This window comes from Ornithinimicrobium carbonis (assembly GCF_050703245.1).
Classification (GTDB): domain Bacteria; phylum Actinomycetota; class Actinomycetes; order Actinomycetales; family Dermatophilaceae; genus Ornithinicoccus.
This window is the reverse complement of the sequence record NZ_CP192647.1, coordinates 3,178,060-3,194,170: the sequence shown is the minus strand read 5'-3', so window position 1 is coordinate 3,194,170 and position 16,111 is coordinate 3,178,060. Positions and strand designations below refer to the sequence as shown.

At 72.6% G+C, this 16,111-nt stretch carries 13 protein-coding genes and 3 pseudogenes; 9 read left to right on the top strand and 7 right to left on the bottom strand.

Annotated elements, in window-relative coordinates; translation table 11 throughout:
* The first annotated feature begins 622 nt into the window (after positions 1–622).
* From ACQ95T_RS16045 to ACQ95T_RS16015, 7 genes and pseudogenes are all read left to right on the top strand, one after another.
* Complete coding sequence (locus ACQ95T_RS16045; protein ID WP_425943215.1) at positions 623–958, top strand: cupin domain-containing protein; 336 nt, start codon at positions 623–625, stop codon at positions 956–958.
* Between the two features lie 281 nt (positions 959–1,239).
* Positions 1,240–2,154: pseudogene (locus tag ACQ95T_RS16040) on the top strand (class I adenylate-forming enzyme family protein); the annotation flags it as partial.
* A 64-nt stretch (positions 2,155–2,218) separates the two neighbouring features.
* Positions 2,219–2,329: pseudogene (locus tag ACQ95T_RS16035) on the top strand (hypothetical protein); the annotation flags it as partial.
* Between the two features lie 45 nt (positions 2,330–2,374).
* Entirely contained in the window at positions 2,375–2,818 is a 444-nt protein-coding gene (locus tag ACQ95T_RS16030) for a class I adenylate-forming enzyme family protein (protein ID WP_431473847.1), read from the top strand.
* Complete coding sequence (locus ACQ95T_RS16025) at positions 2,815–3,579, top strand: SDR family oxidoreductase (RefSeq protein ID WP_425943213.1); 765 nt, start codon at positions 2,815–2,817, stop codon at positions 3,577–3,579. Before ACQ95T_RS16030 ends, ACQ95T_RS16025 begins: the two co-directional genes overlap by 4 nt.
* Complete coding sequence (locus ACQ95T_RS16020) at positions 3,576–4,832, top strand: acyl-CoA dehydrogenase family protein (RefSeq protein WP_425943212.1); 1,257 nt, start codon at positions 3,576–3,578, stop codon at positions 4,830–4,832. Before ACQ95T_RS16025 ends, ACQ95T_RS16020 begins: the two co-directional genes overlap by 4 nt.
* Positions 4,825–5,934, top strand: coding sequence for a phosphotransferase family protein (locus ACQ95T_RS16015; RefSeq protein ID WP_425943211.1), 1,110 nt, complete (start codon positions 4,825–4,827; stop codon positions 5,932–5,934). The genes ACQ95T_RS16020 and ACQ95T_RS16015 overlap by 8 nt, the downstream gene beginning before the upstream one ends.
* A 61-nt stretch (positions 5,935–5,995) precedes the next feature.
* Here ACQ95T_RS16015 and ACQ95T_RS16010 read toward each other — a convergent pair whose 3' ends face one another.
* Together ACQ95T_RS16010 and ACQ95T_RS16005 are read right to left on the bottom strand one after the other, a co-directional pair.
* Complete coding sequence (locus ACQ95T_RS16010) at positions 5,996–8,164, bottom strand: DEAD/DEAH box helicase (RefSeq protein WP_425943210.1); 2,169 nt, start codon at positions 8,162–8,164, stop codon at positions 5,996–5,998.
* A gap of 977 nt (positions 8,165–9,141) precedes the next feature.
* Complete coding sequence (locus tag ACQ95T_RS16005) at positions 9,142–9,366, bottom strand: hypothetical protein (protein ID WP_431473094.1); 225 nt, start codon at positions 9,364–9,366, stop codon at positions 9,142–9,144.
* 67 nt (positions 9,367–9,433) lie between these two features.
* Between ACQ95T_RS16005 and ACQ95T_RS16000 the strand changes: the two genes are divergently transcribed.
* Both ACQ95T_RS16000 and ACQ95T_RS15995 read left to right on the top strand, forming a co-directional pair.
* Positions 9,434–9,967 (top strand): DUF6653 family protein, encoded by a 534-nt coding sequence (locus ACQ95T_RS16000; protein WP_425943209.1) that lies wholly within the window; start codon positions 9,434–9,436, stop codon positions 9,965–9,967.
* A gap of 122 nt (positions 9,968–10,089) precedes the next feature.
* The gene (locus tag ACQ95T_RS15995; RefSeq protein WP_425943208.1) at positions 10,090–10,428 is read left to right on the top strand and encodes a hypothetical protein; all 339 of its coding nucleotides are present in this window, start codon (positions 10,090–10,092) and stop codon (positions 10,426–10,428) included.
* Positions 10,429–10,447: 19 nt separating this feature from the next.
* Here the strand turns inward: ACQ95T_RS15995 and ACQ95T_RS15990 are convergent, their stop codons facing one another.
* From ACQ95T_RS15990 to ACQ95T_RS15970, 5 genes and pseudogenes are all read right to left on the bottom strand, one after another.
* Positions 10,448–11,227, bottom strand: a complete 780-nt coding sequence (locus tag ACQ95T_RS15990) for an HpcH/HpaI aldolase family protein (protein WP_425943207.1) — start codon at positions 11,225–11,227, stop codon at positions 10,448–10,450.
* 39 nt (positions 11,228–11,266) lie between these two features.
* Complete coding sequence (locus ACQ95T_RS15985) at positions 11,267–11,704, bottom strand: hypothetical protein (RefSeq protein WP_425943206.1); 438 nt, start codon at positions 11,702–11,704, stop codon at positions 11,267–11,269.
* Positions 11,701–12,681: an electron transfer flavoprotein subunit alpha/FixB family protein gene (locus ACQ95T_RS15980; protein ID WP_425943205.1), complete on the bottom strand. Its 981-nt coding sequence runs from the start codon at positions 12,679–12,681 to the stop codon at positions 11,701–11,703. The genes ACQ95T_RS15985 and ACQ95T_RS15980 overlap by 4 nt, the downstream gene beginning before the upstream one ends.
* The gene (locus ACQ95T_RS15975) at positions 12,678–13,448 is read right to left on the bottom strand and encodes an electron transfer flavoprotein subunit beta/FixA family protein (RefSeq protein WP_425943204.1); all 771 of its coding nucleotides are present in this window, start codon (positions 13,446–13,448) and stop codon (positions 12,678–12,680) included. The genes ACQ95T_RS15980 and ACQ95T_RS15975 overlap by 4 nt, the downstream gene beginning before the upstream one ends.
* A 1-nt stretch (position 13,449) precedes the next feature.
* A pseudogene (locus ACQ95T_RS15970) lies at positions 13,450–16,001 on the bottom strand (GcvT family protein).
* Between the last annotated feature and the right edge of the window lie 110 nt (positions 16,002–16,111).

Here is a 16,111-nt window from a genome sequence, read left to right as displayed (position 1 = left end):
CAGAGTGGGTGTCTTCAGCTCACCGGATCGGCGGCACTCGAGGAGCCGCAGTGCGGCAGGAGCGGACGCTACCGCGTGCGCAGTGCGGCCATAGGAAGGCGTTGTCGCGCTGGGGTCTGGACGTGAGGAACGTCCTCCTGATGCGCTTGTCGGGCTTGGTGTCCCATCGCCTTCAGGAGGACGTCCCCATGTCCACCCCTGGTGGTGTCTCGCGTGGTGACCGGAACCGGAACGCCCGGCTGGCCCGCCTGCGCGACGGTCCCGCCCACGAGCGCGATCGTGGGGATCGACCTGGCCGACCGTAGACCGGCCAGCATGCCGCCCGGCACGGGTTCGCCGGGCACCTTGCGGCCGGGCGCGAGCCAGCCGCCCAGTTGACTGAAGCCCTGCGGCCGCACAGGTGGGCGACCCGCGGCAGAGGCGCGCCTCTGGTTCTCATGCGGCTCCGGCGTGCGTGCACACTCCATGCGCAGTTGGGTGCGTCCGCTGGTCAGCCAGATGCGGTGGGCGGTGGCGGCGCAGACCCGGACGTGTCGGCGAGGATTGTTGGCTAGCCTGGACAGCACGAGCCAGACCCGCAGGCGCGTGATCCAGAGTGTTCGCTCACCGATGAGGAGAACCGATGCCCACAGAGTCACTGACAGAGCTCGTACAGCAGCACCTCGAGACAGCCTCGACCGCGTCCAGCGGGCGTAGCGCCCATACGATCTACGGCGGTCACGAGAACGTGCTCCGACAGACCCTGATCGCCCTCCGGGCAGGTAGCAGCCTCGACGAGCATGAGAGCCCTGGCGAGGCCACCCTTCAGGTGCTGCACGGGCGTATCACTCTGGTGGCAGGACAGGACCGGTGGAACGGCTCCCCCGGTGATCTCATCCCCATCCCCGACTCTCGCCATGCGCTCGAGGCGGTTGACGACTCCGTGGTCCTCCTCACGGTCGGGATGCGTGAGGCGTAGCAGGCCCCAGGAACGGTCCACGAAAGGTGGTCCACGGTTCCGTCAGTTGGCGACGCGTGCAGGCCATCGCCGCACTGGATGATTGCTGACGCTGCTCCATGACCGCGGCGAGCAGGGCCTGCTCGGAGCGGTGGTGGTGGTCAGCGTCCGCATCGACCACCGCGGTCGCCTCCTTCGTGCCAGGGTGAGGGGGCCGCTTGACACCCGGCCCGTCCTGTCAGTCCAGCCGGACCGACCGAGCGCTCGCTCGGTCAGGTCCCAGCACGAGAGAGCGTGAGTCGATGAGGCCCTGGGAGGCGCACTACCCCGCCGGTCTCACGGCGCAGGCCCCGCCCACACCGGCCGACCTGACGACGGCGTGGAGGGAGCGGGTCGAGCGTGACCCCGACGGGCTGGCCCTCCTGCACCTCGGGCGGGCAGTCACGGCCGCCGAGCTGGACGCCCAGGCGGAGGCGTTCGCCGCTCTCCTGGCCAGCCGGGGCATCGGTGCCGGGGACCGGGTCGGCATCGTCCTGCAGAACGTCCCCACCGCGGCCGTCGTGCTGCTGGGCGCCTGGCGCCTCGGCGCGGTGGTCCCGCTGCTGAACCCGATGTACCACGGCACGGAGCTGCGGACCCTGATCAAGACCTGCGGCGCTAGCGCCCTCGTCGTCGACCCCGACCTGCTGGGGACGGTCCGCAGCGCCGCCGAGGGCACGACGGTCGAGGTGATCTGGGCAGACGGCGACCCCGAGCTCAGCTCCCGTCGGGACGAGCGCGTCGACCCGGCGCTGCAGAGCACCGACGACGTCGCGCTGCTGACCTTCACATCCGGCACCACGGGCGTGCCGAAGGCGGCGATGAACACCCACGGCAACGTGCTCACCGTCGCCGCCTGCGTCCGCGACTGGATGGGGCTCACCACGCAGGACCGGGTGCTCTGCGTCGCTCCCGTCTTCCACATCACCGGCGCGGTCATCACGCTCATGGCGCCGCTGCTGGCCGGTGCCGCGGTCGTGCTGATCGGGCGTGCGAGCCCTGAGGGCGTCCTCCGCGCCTTCCGCGAGGACGGCGTCACCACGACCACCGGGTCGATCACCGTCTTCAACGGGCTGGCCCGTCTTGAGGGGGTCTGCCGGGACGATTTCCCCAAGGTCCGCCACCTCTACTCCGGCGGGGCGCCGGTGCCGCCCTCCACCGTCGAGCGCTTCCGCCGCGAGCTGGGGGTCTACATCCACAACATCTACGGCATGACCGAGACGACGTCCCGCGTGCATCGGCGTGCCGCCCGGGGGCGAGGCCCCGGTGCACGAGCCGACCGGCTCGCTGGCCGTCGGGCTGCCCTTCCCCGGGCTCGAGGTCCGCGTCGTCGACCCCGAGGGCCACCCCGTGCCCGCGGGAGCGCCGGGCGAGCTGGAGCTGCGGGGCCCGCACGTCGTGCCCGGCTACTGGGAGGACGAGCAGGCCACCGCCGCCACCTTCCCCGGCGGCGCGCTGCGGACCGGTGACGGGGCCGTCCTGGACGAGCAGGGCTGGGTCTACATCGTCGACCGGCTCAAGGACCAGATCAACACCTCCGGCTACAAGGTGTGGCCGCGCGAGGTCGAGGAGGCCCTCCTGCGGCACCCGGCCGTCCACGAGGCCGCCGTCGTCGGGGTTCCGGACGACTACCGCGGCGAAGCCGTGACCGCGTTCGTCACCTCCGTGGCCGGCGCCGCCGTGACCGAGGACGAGCTGCGCGCGCACGTCCGCGCCGAGCTGGCGGCATACAAGGTGCCCCGCCGCATCGGGTTCCTCGACGAGCTCCCCAAGACACCCACGGGCAAGATCCGCCGACGCGACCTGCGCGACGGCCTCGACGAGGAGGATTCTCAGGTATGACGCAGCGACCGCTTTCCGGACAGGCGGCCCTGGTCACCGGGGCCAGCCGGGGGATCGGGCTGGCGATCGCCGCCCGCCTGGTCGAGCTCGGTGCCCAGGTGGTGATCACCGCCCGCGGCCAGGAGACCCTGGACGAGGCCGTGGCGAGCCTCGGCGACGCGGCGCTCGGCGTCGCCGGCAAAGCCGACGACCCCGACCACCGGGCCCAGGTGCTGCAGACCGTCGCCGATCGTCACGGCCGGCTGGACATCCTCGTCAACAACGCCGGGATCAACCCCGCCTACGGCCCGCTGGAGGAGATCGACCTCGGCGTGGCCCGCAAGATCCTCGAGGTCAACGTGCTGGGCAACCTGGCGTGGACGCAGGGCGTCCTCGCGCACGAGGGGCTGGGCTTCCGGCAGCACGGGGGCCGCATCGTCAACGTCTCCTCCGTCTCGGCCAGCGTCCCCAGCCCGGGGATCGGGTTCTACGGCGTCTCCAAGGCCGCCGTGCACCACCTCACCCGCACCTGGGCGGTCGAGCTGGGCCCGGAGATCCGCGTCAACGCGGTGTCCCCGGCGGTGATCAAGACCGACTTCTCCAGGGCGCTCTACGAGGGCAAGGAGGCGGACGTCGCGGCTGGCTACCCCCTCGGGCGGCTGGGGGAGACGCGGGACGTCGCCGACGTCGTCGCCTTCCTCGTCGGCGAGGAGTCCCGCTGGGTGACCGGGCAGGTCGTCGACGTCGACGGCGGCCTCCTGGTGGGCGGGGGCCACGCATGAGCACCCGTCCCGACGCGATGTCCCCCGAGCTGGCCGACCTGGTCGCCCGCACCCGTGCGTTCGTCCGTGAGGTCGTGATCCCGGCCGAGCCCAGGCCGGGGGAGACCCTTGAGCTGGACGCCCGCCGCGAGCTCTCGGAGAGGGCCAAGGAGGCCGGCGTCTTCGCCCCCGTCTCCAGCGCGGCCTACGGCGGGCTGGGCCTGCCGCTGCGCGACTGGTCGCCGGTCCTGCAGGAGGCCGGCTACAGCCCGATCGGTCCTGCGGTCCTCAACTGCATGGCCCCCGACGAGGGCAACATGCACATGCTCTCCCTCATCGCCACGGAGGAGCAGAAGGAGACCTTCCTCGCGCCGCTGGTGCGCGGGCAGGAGCGCTCCAGCTTCGCGATGACCGAGCCCCACCCCGGCGCCGGCTCCGACCCGTCCGCCCTGACGACCACCGCCCGGCGCGAGGGGGACGAGTGGGTCATCGAGGGCCGCAAGCGCTTCATCAGCGGGGCCAACGAGGCGGGGATCGCCATCGTCATGGCCCGCACCGAGGAGACCGTCGACGCCGACGGGCGGACCCGGCCGGCGGGGGCCACGATGTTCCTCACCCGCACCGACGTGCCGGGCTGGCGCGTCGGGGCCCAGATCCACACCTCCGAGCAGATCATCTCCGGCGGCCACCCCTACGTGCATCTCGAGGGCCTGCGCGTGCCCGGCTCGGCGGTGCTGGGCCAGGTCGGGGAGGGCTTCCGCTACGCCCAGGTCCGGCTCGGCCCGGCGCGGCTGACGCACTGCATGCGCTGGCTCGGACTGGCGCGCCGGGCCCTGGACACGGCGCTGGACCGGGTCGAGCGGCGCGAGCTCTTCGGCTCGCCGATGAGCCAGCTCGGGCTGGCCCAGGGGCTGGTCGCCGACTCGGTCATCGACATCGAGACCTCCGACGCCATCATCGCCCGCACGGCCGCGCTGCTGGAGAACGACGAACGGGCCGGGCAGGCGATGAGCTCGGTCGCGAAGGTGCACTGCGCCGAGGCGATCTACCGGGTCGTGGACCGCAGCATGCAGCTGTGCGGCGGCGACGGGATGAGCGAGGAGCTGCCGCTGGCGCAGTTCCTCATGGAGGTCCGGCCCTTCCGGGTCTACGACGGCTCCAGCGAGACCCACCGGTGGGCCATCTCCCGACGGGCCTCCCGCGCCCGGCGCCGCGAGATCGAGGCCGGGGCGAGCCCGCTCGACCGGGTCGCCCCCGAGGAGCACGATGGCTGAGTCGCGCCCGGACGGGGTGGACGTCGTCGCCACCCGCGCCGAGGCGCAGGGTATGACGATGCCTCCGCTGCTGGTGCTCGACGCCCTGGGCGAGTGGTTGGACGGGCAGGGGATCGGCCCGTCGGGTGGCCCGTTGTCCTGGGAGCGGATCGGGGACGGACAGTCCAACATCACCTACCTCGTGCAACGTGGGGACGGCGCGGACGCGGCGCGCGTCGTGGTGCGTCGCGGCCCCCGTCCACCGCTGCCGCCCTCGGCCCACGACATGGTCCGGGAGTCGCGGATCCAGCGGGTGCTGGGGGAGCGGGAGGTGCGCGTCCCCCGCATCCTCGGCGTCTGCGAGGACGAGTCGGTGCTGGGTGTCCCGTTCTACGTCATGGAGCACCTGGACGGCGTGGTCGTCACCGACACCGAGCCGCCGGCGCTGGGCTCGGCGCAGGCCCGGGGCCGCACGAGCGCTGCGGTCGTCGACACGCTCGTCGCGCTGCACGCGGTCGACGTGGCCGATCCCGCGGTGGCTGCCCTCGGCCGGCCGGCCGGCTACCTGGAGCGTCAGGTGAGGCGGTTCGCCGGGCTGTGGCCGCAGGTCTCCGTCCGTGAGCTGGACGACTTCGAGGTCGTGACGCAGTGGCTGGCCGACCGCCTGCCCGGGCAGGCGGGGAACGCCGTCGTCCACGGCGACTACCGGCTCGGCAACCTCATGCTCGACCGTGGCGCTCCGGACCGCGTGCTCGCCGTCCTCGACTGGGAGATGGCCACCCTCGGTGATCCGCTGGCCGACCTCGGTTACGTCACCGCCACCTGGAGCGATCCCTCCTGGGAGCCGACGGTGATGGATCACGCCACGGTCACCCGCGACGAGGGCTGGTGGCACCGCACAGATCTGGCGCAGGCCTACGCTGCCAGGACCGGCGCCGACCTCGACGCCCTTCCGTGGTACCAGGCCCTGGCGATGTGGAAGTCTGCCGTCTTCTGCGAGGCGATGTACACACGATGGCTCCGCGGCGAACGCCCGGGCGACACCACCTTCGCCCCTCGTCTTGAGCGCGGGGTCCCGGGGCTGCTCGCGAGGGCGCGCGCGCACGCAAGCGAGCTGGCCTGACCCCAGCACGCCCCGCAACGCGCCACACCTGGCCGCCTTCCGAGAGGTGTGTGTGCCGTTCCTAGGACGCCTGCCGGCCGACCCGCTCTCCCAACGCATCCTCCAGGAGCGTGACCAGGGCCTCGAGCTGGACGTCGGAGGACTCGGCGATCTCCTGGTCGGCCCCGTCGAGCGCCCGGGCGGCCAGCCCCGCCTTGCTGTCGATGAGCTCGGCGATCCTCGTGTCGAGGGTCTGCGCTGCGATGATCCGCCACGCCGTGACCGGCTCCTCCTGCCCGATGCGGTGGACGCGGTCGATGGCCTGGGTCTGCTCGGCGTCGGTCCACGACAGTTCCGCGAGCACCATGTTCGAGGCGACCTGCAGGTTGATGCCCACGCCGGCGGCCGTCAGCGAGCACACGACGACCGCGACGTCCGGGTCGTCGGTGAAGGCGTCGATGTGCTTCTGCCGGGCCGCCGCCGTCTGGTCGCCGCGGATGGAGGCGTACCGGATGCCCCGCCGGGCGAAGGTCGCCTCGGCGGTGTCCATGACATCGATGTGCTTGGCGAAGAAGACGACCTTCCCCGCGCTGCGGGCGAGCTGTGCGGCGTAGTCGGCCGCGAGGCCGGCCTTGGCCTGACCGATGCGCCGCATCATCGTGAACACGTTCTCGTCCGACGTCTTCGTCGCCTTGTTCGCCCGCTCCCACGCGGCCACCTGACGCACGAGGTCGTGGTCGATGCCCTCGACGACCTCGCCGGCGTGCCGCGCCTCCAGCGCCCGCTCGTAGCGTGCGACGAGTCGGCGGGCGAGGGCTTGCTCGGCCGCCCGGATGGACCGCCCGGCCTCGTCGTCGAGCTCGACGGGGACGTCGGCCACGCGGCGGGCGGGCAGGTCGGCAGCCACGTCCCTCTTGCGTCGCCGGACGATGCCTCGGTCGATGACGGCGGCGCGGGCGACGGTGGAGAAGCCGCGGTCCGCCGGCGTCAGACCGCTCTCCTCCAGCGCCACCATCAGCTCACCGACCGGTCTGGTCTCGTCGATCCAGCCGAGGAACTGCCAGATCGCCGTGAAGTCCTCGATGTCGTTGATCAGCGGTGTGCCGGTGAGGGCCATGAGCAGCGGATGACCGGTCCGCGTGCGGATGCGCTCGGAGAGCTTCAGCACGTTCTGCGACCGCTGCGACTTCCTGTTCTTGATGTAGTGCGCCTCGTCGACCACCATTCCCCGCAGGCCCAGTTCCCCGAGCCACCCCACGTGCCGGTCGAGCACCTCGTAGTTGACGACGATGATGTCCGCGAAGCCGTCGATCGTGTCACCGTCGCCGTGGACCACGGTCGCGGGGTGGTTGGGCGTCCACAGGGCGGCCTCGCGCGCCCAGTTCATCTTCACCACGTTGGGCACGACGACGAGCAACGGGTAGGCGTCCGCCGCCTCCGCCGCGAGCAGAGCCTGGGCCGTCTTGCCCAGGCCGGGCTCGTCGGCGAGCAGGAACGTCCGGTGCCCCGCCGCCGCGGCGGCGACCAGTCTCCCCTGGTGCGGCATGAGCTCTAGCCCACCGGACACGCGGGTGGCGCCAGGTTCCGGCAGGGTCATGCACGAGAGCGCGCCGCCGTCCTCGAAGGACGTGAGCAGCGGTCCGATGAGCTCCCAGCCGACGAGGCGGCGGGGCTTGGCGGTGCGCCTGGCGACGGCCGAGAAGTCGGGTGCGAGGAAGGGGTTGGCGAGCTGGCGGGACACCACGGACCTGGGCACCACCCGGCGCTGGACGGCTGCCGTGGGCTCGGTGGGTGCGGGTTTCTCCGCGGGGTCCGGCGGCACCTCGACCCCGGCGGCCTCCAGCAGCTCGCGACGGAGCGACCGCGCGCGGTCGGAGATGACGGCGTCGTCGGCGAGCAGCCCGAGGAGGGAGGTGTCGCGGGCGGCCGTCGTCGCGAGGATGGTGGCGATGCCGTCGAGGCGCTTCAGCTCCTCGGTGCGCCGGGCCGCGGACGTGCTCTCCTCCGCCTTGACGCGGGCGCGCTCCTCGCGCATGAGGAGGGCCACCACCTGGAACTTCGTCCGGATCGAGGGTTGCGTCCGACCCCGCTGGACCGCGGACTCGACCTCACGGACGGCCTTGGCGAGCACCTGGATGACACCGTCGTCGTCGCGGGGGCGCTGGGCGCGCGGGCGCGTGCCGTTCTGACGCGGGTGCGCGCCGTTCTGACGCGTGCGCGCGTCCTTGTGACGCTGGGCTCCTCGAGCCACGAACTCCTCCTCGGAGCGATCGGTCAATCCCCGGCGGACCCAGCCCTCACCGCACCTGCGGGGGGATGGACGTCCCAGCCGCCCCCGGCAGAAGACGTCCCGGGGAGCTGCTGGTTCAGCGGATCTGCGATGAGATCGACGCGTACGACGTATCCAGCCACGATGGCATCTTCAGCGTACCGCGTACCGGGTGCATGTCGGGCCTCGGGGAGCCGAGGAGGACCTCGTCCTGTCGATCCCCACCACCGTCGGCGGCGTCGGGGGTCTGCTCAGCCTCACCGGGTCACCGGTCACCGATGTGCGTCGGCACGTGCAGGGTCGTCTGCGGGAACGGGTGGGCGCGGGGCAGGACCGGTGCGGCGTGCTCACCGCCGTCGATCCGGACGGGGACCCGGTCGGCTGTCGAGGACTGCGGCGTCCTGCGGAACGGCGGGAGGTGCCTGCGGGACGAGCAAGGGGGTTCGTGCAGGTTCGTTCTGCCCGAACTCGGTGTACGTGGCGAGCACGGCGCGGCCGCGGCCCGGCAGGTCACCGTCCCGCTCCACGCCGGCGCGGACCCGCCTGCGATCTTCGGGTGGGGGGAGGGGGACGAGCCGTTGGACCGCGGGGTCGTCGTGCTTGCCGGCGCACGGCATCGCCACGGCGTGCTCAGCCAGGGTCAACGTCACCGACGGCGGGAGGAGGTCGATGCCCCGGGGTGGCATGTCGCACCACAGCACCGCGTACATCGTCCACCCCTGGCGGGGCAGGGTGTCCAGGATCAGCGGCCTGGTGGCATCGGCGTAGTCGATGGTTGCGACGTCGATGAGCCGGAGGCCTTCCGGGAAGGGCGGCGCCTCGGCGCGCGGTACGCGACCTGAGGTCTGGCGGTCTTCGGGTGGGGACCGGCACGGCCGTGGCCGAGGCTGGCGAGCGGCCCTCGTCGGCCGGGTACGAGGACGTGCGGTCACCGCCGTCCGGGTCGACAAGAGGTTCGCTCAGCGCCGCGGTGAAGAGGTCCTGCGCCGGTCCGTAGTGGTGGTACGCCACCGCGTGGAGGCGTCGGCCAGGCCCTCGGTCTGCGGCACCAGGGAGGGGATGCGCCGGGGTGGCACGCCCAGCACCTGCGCGGTGTGCTCGGCCGCCCACCCCTGGACCAGCATGAGGACAGCGGCGGCACGCTGGCGGGCGGGCCACGACCCGCAGATCCCGAGACGGCTCATCTGACCCTGGGGCCATGTCTCAACGTCGCACCGGCACCAGACCTTGGCAAGAACGAACCCGCACCGGGTGGGTGCCGCGCATCCGCTGACAGGCCGGTGGAGCCAGCCCTCTGGGGTGACCGTCACACCGACCAGGTGTCAGGCTGGGGTCGTGGCTTCCGAGGCTGGATCCTACGCGCGCGTGTTCCGTCGACACGCTCATCCCGTCAGTGCCTGGTCGAGACTGCTGAGCACACCCCTTCTGCTGGTACCACCGTGGACCCGGCGCTGGTGGTTGTACGTGCCCATCGGTGCCTGGTTCGCGGTCAACCCGGTGATGACCCCGCCGGCTCACGACACGTCCTCGTTCGCGACGAGGGCCATCCTGGGCGAGGAGTCCTGGACCCGGGACCCCACGTCCGAGCCGAAGGTCCTGGCCCTGACAGGCGTGGTCACGGCCTCGCTCGTGGGCGCCATGGTGGCCAGCTACCAGCACAGGAGGACCGCCGCGGTCGTCGGCACGGGGAGCTGCGTGGTGCTCACGCTGTGGCAGTGGAAGCTGTGGGCGGACCGGTTCACGCGGGAGACCCGTCGGACGGCCGACGGCGAGCGGGTGCGGTGAACCACCGGGGCCCCCTCGCAGCCACGCTCAGGTCCTGACGGGGCGACCCGGGAGGCGCTCTACCGGCCCGACGCACGGACGGCGGCTCGGACCGTGAAGACTGCCGCGTAGCGTGAGACGCCATGGCATGGACGTACTCAAAGGTGGCCTGGGTCGCCGCCCTGATCTCGCTGTTCGCGCTGCTGCGCGGCCTGCGCGGGCTGGTGGAGGTCGACGACCGACCGGTGGCGCTGGTCGTGGCGGTCGTGGTGGTGGCCGTCACCGGCCTGGTGCCGTCCACCCTCGGCCGGGGGCAGGTGCTGCCCGAGCAGGCCGGTTGGCGCAAGACGCTGCAGTTCTTCGGTGCGAGCGCGGCGACGGTGCTGGCGGTCCTCCTGGGTGTCGACGTGGTCCTCGCCGGGGTGGTCGGTGTGGCCGCCGCCGCGGTGGTGCCACTGGCCTGGCGGGCGCCGCAGAGCTGACCGGAGCCGGGTGAGTCCCCTACGAAGGGGTCCCGCGGGAGCGCGGCCTGGCGAAGAGGCGGGAGAGCCCGAGCCGCAGGGCGGTGACGTCGGTGTCGACGGCGACGAGGTCGGCCTCGGGCGCCACCTCGAGAAGGGCCGGTCGGCCAGCCATGAACCCCACGACCTTTCCTGCCCCGCGGGCCAGGCCGACCACGTGCCGGAGGGCCTGGACGGTCTGGGCCGAGTCTGGCTCGGGATAGCCGGCGGAGATCGAGAGGTCGTAGGGACCCACGAAGACGCCGTCGATCCCGGGCACCGCGAGGATGTCGGCGGCCCGCTTCAGACCGGTGGCGGTCTCGACCATCGGCAGCAGGAGCTGCTGCGCGGGGGCCCGGGTGACGCCGAGAGCCTGCCGGCAACCGCCTGTGCTGCGGGTGCCGTGCGGAGGGGTCCGGCACGCCGACACCAGGGCGCGGGCCTGGTCGGCCGTCTCCACCATGGGGACGATGAGGCCGTCGACCCCGGCGTCGAGGAGGCGGCCGATCGTCGCGGCGTCGTGGGAGGGTGTCCGTGCCAGGACGGGAAGCCGGGCGTGCTCGACCACGCGCAGCAGCCCCGGGACGTCCGTGGGCTCGAGGTCGCCGTGCTGCAGGTCGAGACCGACCCAGTCGACGCCGCTGCCGACGACGACCTCCAGCCCGTAGGGGTTGAGAAAGCTCACCCACAGTCCGCGGCGCAGACCCTCTCCCTCCCCGGCGGCTGCGGTCAGCAGCCTCGTCCTCAGGTCCGGGGCGGGGGTGTCGTCCGGCGCGGGCATGGGCACCTCCTGGGGTGGGCGAGCGTGTCGTTCCAAGGGTCAGAGTGCCAGCAGTCCACCTGCGACCTCGACGAGGTCCTCCCCGCGGACGTCAGCAGGAAGGAAGACGTCGCCGGGCTCACCCTCCAGGCGGGAGCACCAGCCGGCGAGGGCACCGACCTTCTTGGCACCGTGGCAGTCCCAGGCGTGCACCGCGACGAGCGCCGTCCGGTCCACCTCGCAGCCGAGAGCCTGCGCGGCGTGGCGGTAGACCTGGGGTGCGGGCTTCCACACGCCGACGGTGTCGCAGGTCACGACCTCGTAGTCCGCGACGTCGCCGGCGAGCGTCAACGCCATCGCGTCGCGCTGGAACCGCATGAAGAACGCACCCAGCACCTCGGGGCGCTGCCCCACCTCCACGAGCCTCTCCGCGATCGGATGCAGGTCGAGCAGGGTCTCCAGGACGTCGAACACGACGGCGTCGACACGGGGAGTCAACGCAGCTCCTCCAGCAGCGCGGGAAGGACCTCGTGCATGTCACCGATCACGGCATACCGCGCCTTGGTCACCATCGGCGCCTCCTCGTCGGTGTTGACCGCGATGATGGTCCGCGAGGACGAACACCCCGCCCAGTGCTGGATCGCGCCGCTGATGCCGCACGCCAGGTAGAGGTCCGGGCTGATGCGGCTGCCGGTCTGACCCACCTGCTCGTGGTGCGGACGCCAGCCGAGGCTGGTCACCACCCGCGAGACACCGACCGCGCCACCGAGCCGCTCCGCCACGGCCTCCGCAGCCGCGAACCGGTCCGCCCCGCCGACCCCTCGTCCGACCCCCACGACCACCGAGGCGCCGGTCAGGGCCGAGGTGTCGCCGGCCTCGCGGGCCTCGGTCCGCCGCACCTGGGCGACCAGGTCGGCCGGGGTCAGCTCGACCTCGACCTGCTCCACCGTCGTCTGCCTCGGATCCGACGCCGGGGCGGGTGCCACCGCGTGCCCCGCCACCGACGCCACGGCGGGCCGGCCGCCGAGCCCGACCCGCTCCAGGACCGCGCCGCCCACGACCTGCCGCTCGACCTCGAGCGGGTCGGACTGCACGACCTGCACCACGTTGGCGGCCATCGGCACGTCGTGGACGGCCGCCACGTGCGCCAGCACCTCGGTGCCGCGCGGGGTGCCACCGGCGAGGAGGTATGCCGCGCCGCTCGCCTCGAGGGCGGCGTCGACGACGCGCGCCCAGGCGCGTGCGGCATACCGCTCCAGCCGTGCGTCCGTGGTGACGAGCAGGGTGCGCACCCCCTGCTCGCGGCACTGCGCCAGCACCTCCTCACCGGGCTGGCCCACCTGCCCGACGAGCACCGCGTCCACCGCCTCCCCGGGCAGGTCACGCGCGAAGGTCAGACTCTCCTCGGCCACCACGGACAGCCCCGCCCCGCCCTGGCCGGGATCCTCCAGCTCCACCAGCACCAGCACGCTCACCGAACGACCCCCAGCTCCCGCAGCACCTCGGCCAGCCGGACAGCACCGCCGGCACCCTGCCCGAGCACCTCCACCCGGCTCTCCGGCGCAGGCAGCACCCGCAGCCCGAGCCGGCCGCTGCCGCGCGGCTCGACACCCGGGTCGACCACCTCGACGGGCGTCTTCCGGGCGCGCATCCGTCCGGTGATGGAGGGGTAGCGCGGCTGCACGCCGCCCTCCAGCACGGTCACGACGGCGGGCAGGGGGAGCTCGTAGACCTCGGTGCCCGTCGCGGTCCCGGCCCGGACCTCGGCCCGTCCCTGCGCCACGGTGATGTTCTGCGCCCCCGCCACCACAGGACGCCCGAGGAGGTGCGCCAGCCGGATGCCGACCTGGTGGTCGCCGGTGTCGGCAGCGTCGTTGCCCAGCAGCACCAGGTCGTAGCCGGTGCCGGCCGACTCCTTCTCGCGCACGACGGCGGCGATCGCGGCCGCGACGTCGCCCGGGCCGAACGCGTCCGCCTCGGCGTCGACGCGGACGGCCGCGTGGGCTCCCACGGCGACCGCGGCCCGCAGCTGCTCCTCGCAGTCCTCGTCCCCCAGGCTGAGCACGGTGACCTCACCACCGGACGCGCCGGCGACGTCCACCGCGATCTCCACGGCGCACTCCTCGTGCGCGCTCATGGTGTAGCCGGCGTAGCGTCCGTCCACCGCGTCGCCGGCCTCGGTCAGCACCACCTCACCGCTGTCGTCGGGCACCCTCTTCACGCAGACCAGCACGTCGGCCATCTCAGGTGCCCCCCGCCCGGGCGCCCAGCTCGGCATACCGTCCTTTGACCCGCAGGTTGTCCGGGTCGAGCAGCGGGCTGGCGTCGGCGCGGACCACGGTGACGGGGAAGAGCTGCTCCATGTAGGAGACCGCCAGCCCGGTCCCGGGCACCGCCTGCGCGGGCGGGAGGAACGCCATCAGCACGTGCTGGCCCAGGCTCGGGGCCGAGGCGGCCGAGGTGACGTACGGATGGTGCCCGTGCCCGTCGGTCAGGGGGTGGCCCTCCCGGGTGAGGACGGGCTCGCCGCCGAGCATGTAGCGCTTCGTCCCGTCGGCGCTCGTGTGGTCGTCGACGGTCAGGGCGCACAGGACGGCCCTGGGGGCCATCCTCTCCTGCTCGAGGACCGCCTGCCTGCCGATGAAGTCGGCGTCCTTGATCCTGGCCCTGCTCATCCCCGTCTCGGCGAGGCTGCGCTCGGCGTCCAGCTCCGCCCCGAAGGCGCGGTACCCCTTCTCGATCCGTCCGGTGGCGGTGTAGACACCCGTCCCGACCGGCACCACGCCGTGCTCGCGACCGGTCCGGACCAGCCGGTCCCACAGCGCCGCCCCGGTCTCCATCGGCACGTAGAGCTCCCACCCGAACTCGCCCACGTAGGAGATCCTGGAGGCCAGCACCGACAGCTCCCCGACCTCGATCGTCCTCCACGTGCCGAACGCGAACGTCTCCGGGGAGATGTCGTCGTCGGTCAGCGCGCCGAGCACGTCGCCGGCCGTGGCCCCCACAGACCGATCGTGCTGATCGCGGAGGTGAGGTCGACCAGCTGGGCCCCCTCGGGCAGGTGGTCGGCGAACCATTTCTTGTCGACCATGCCGTGCGCTCCGCCGGTGACGACGCGGAAGCGGTCGTGCCCGAGGCGCATGACGGTCAGGTCGGAGCGGAAACCACCGGCCTCGTCGAGCACCGGGGTGTAGACGACCCGGCCCACCGGGACGTCAGCCTGCGCCACGACGATGCGCTGGACCGCGGCCATGGCCTGGGGGCCGACGACGTCGAGGACCGCGAAGGAGGTCAGGTCCACGATCCCGCCGCGGGCCCGCATCGCCAGGTGCTCGGCGTTGATGATCGGGCTCCACCAGCGGGCGTCCCACTCGTTCTCCCGGGGCATCACCGCCTCACCGAACTCCTCCAGGAGGCCGGCGTTGCTCTCGTACCACTGGGGGCGCTCCCAGCCCACGGCCTCGTGGAAGACCGCTCCGAGCTCGCGCTGGGAGGCGTGCATGGGGGAGAGGCGCACCGGGCGCGAGCTCTGCCACTGCTCCGCGGGGTGCACGATGCCGTAGGTCTTGTTGAAGGCCTCGCTGGTGCGGGCGCGGACGTGGGCGCGCGTGCGCTGGTGGGGGTAGAAGCGGGCGATGTCGCTGGCCCCCAGGTCGATCTCGGAGTGGCCGTGGGTCATCCACTCGGCCACGGCCCGGCCGACCCCGGGGCCCTCCTTGATCCACACCGCGGCGCAGCTCCACAGCCCGGCGACCTCGGGCGTCTCTCCCAGCACCGGTGCGCCGTCCGGGGTCAGCGAGAGCAGACCGTTGATGGCGTATCGGATCTCGGCCCGCTCGTCGCCGAGCAGCTCGGGCATGAGCTCCAGCGCCTGCTCCAGCTGCGGGTCGAAGTCGTCCTCGGTGAACGGCATCTCGGTCGGCGAGAGCTTGGCCTGCGCGATCGAAGGGATCTCCTCGGGCTCGTGCAGGATCGGCCGGTGGGCGTAGGAGCCGACCTCCATGTCCGAGCCGTGCTGGCGCTCGTAGCAGAAGGTGTCCATGTCGCGGACGATCGGGACGCTGATCTCACCGTCCGTCACGGCCAGCGGGGCGCAGGGCCCTACCGAGATCATCTGGTGCACCGCCGGGGTCAGCGGGATGTGTGCGCCGGCCATCCGCGCGAGCTTCGGGCTCCACACGCCGCAGGCGATGACGACCACGGGGGCCTCGATCGTGCCCTTGTCGGTCTGCACGGCACGGACCCGGCCGTCGACGACGCTCATCCCGGTCACCTCGACGTTCGGGACGGTGGTCAGGGCGCCGGACTCCTGGGCCCGCTCCCGCATGATGGTGCCGGCACGCAAGGAGTCGACCACGCCGACGGACGGCGTGTAGAAGCCCCCGACGACGACGGAGGGGTCGACGAAGGGCACCAGCTCCACGATCTCCTCCGGGGTGACCAGCCGCGACTCGATCCCCCAGGCCCTCGCCGAGGACATCCGGCGCCGCAGCTCCTCCATCCGCTCCTGCGTCCGGGCGACCTCGATGCCGCCTGACTCGGTGAAGACACCCATCTCGCGGTACTGCCGGACCGAGTCCACCGTCAGGTCGGTGATCTCGCGGCTGTGGTCGACCGGGAAGATGAAGTTGGAGGCGTGGCCGGTGGAGCCGCCGGGGTTCGGCAGCGGCCCCTTGTCGATCTGCACGATGTCCTGCCACCCCAGCCGAGCCAGGTGGTGGACCAGCGCGTTCCCGACGATGCCGGCTCCGATGACCAGCACGTCGCAGCGGTCCGGGAGCGGTGACGTGCTCATCGAGCACCCTTCGACGTGCGTAGTGCGCAACTGTGCGCACAGGACGCAGTCATCGTGGCTGCGGGCCGAGCGTCTGTCAAGGGTCCTCCTGGCGGGTCCCCGGGAGAGGG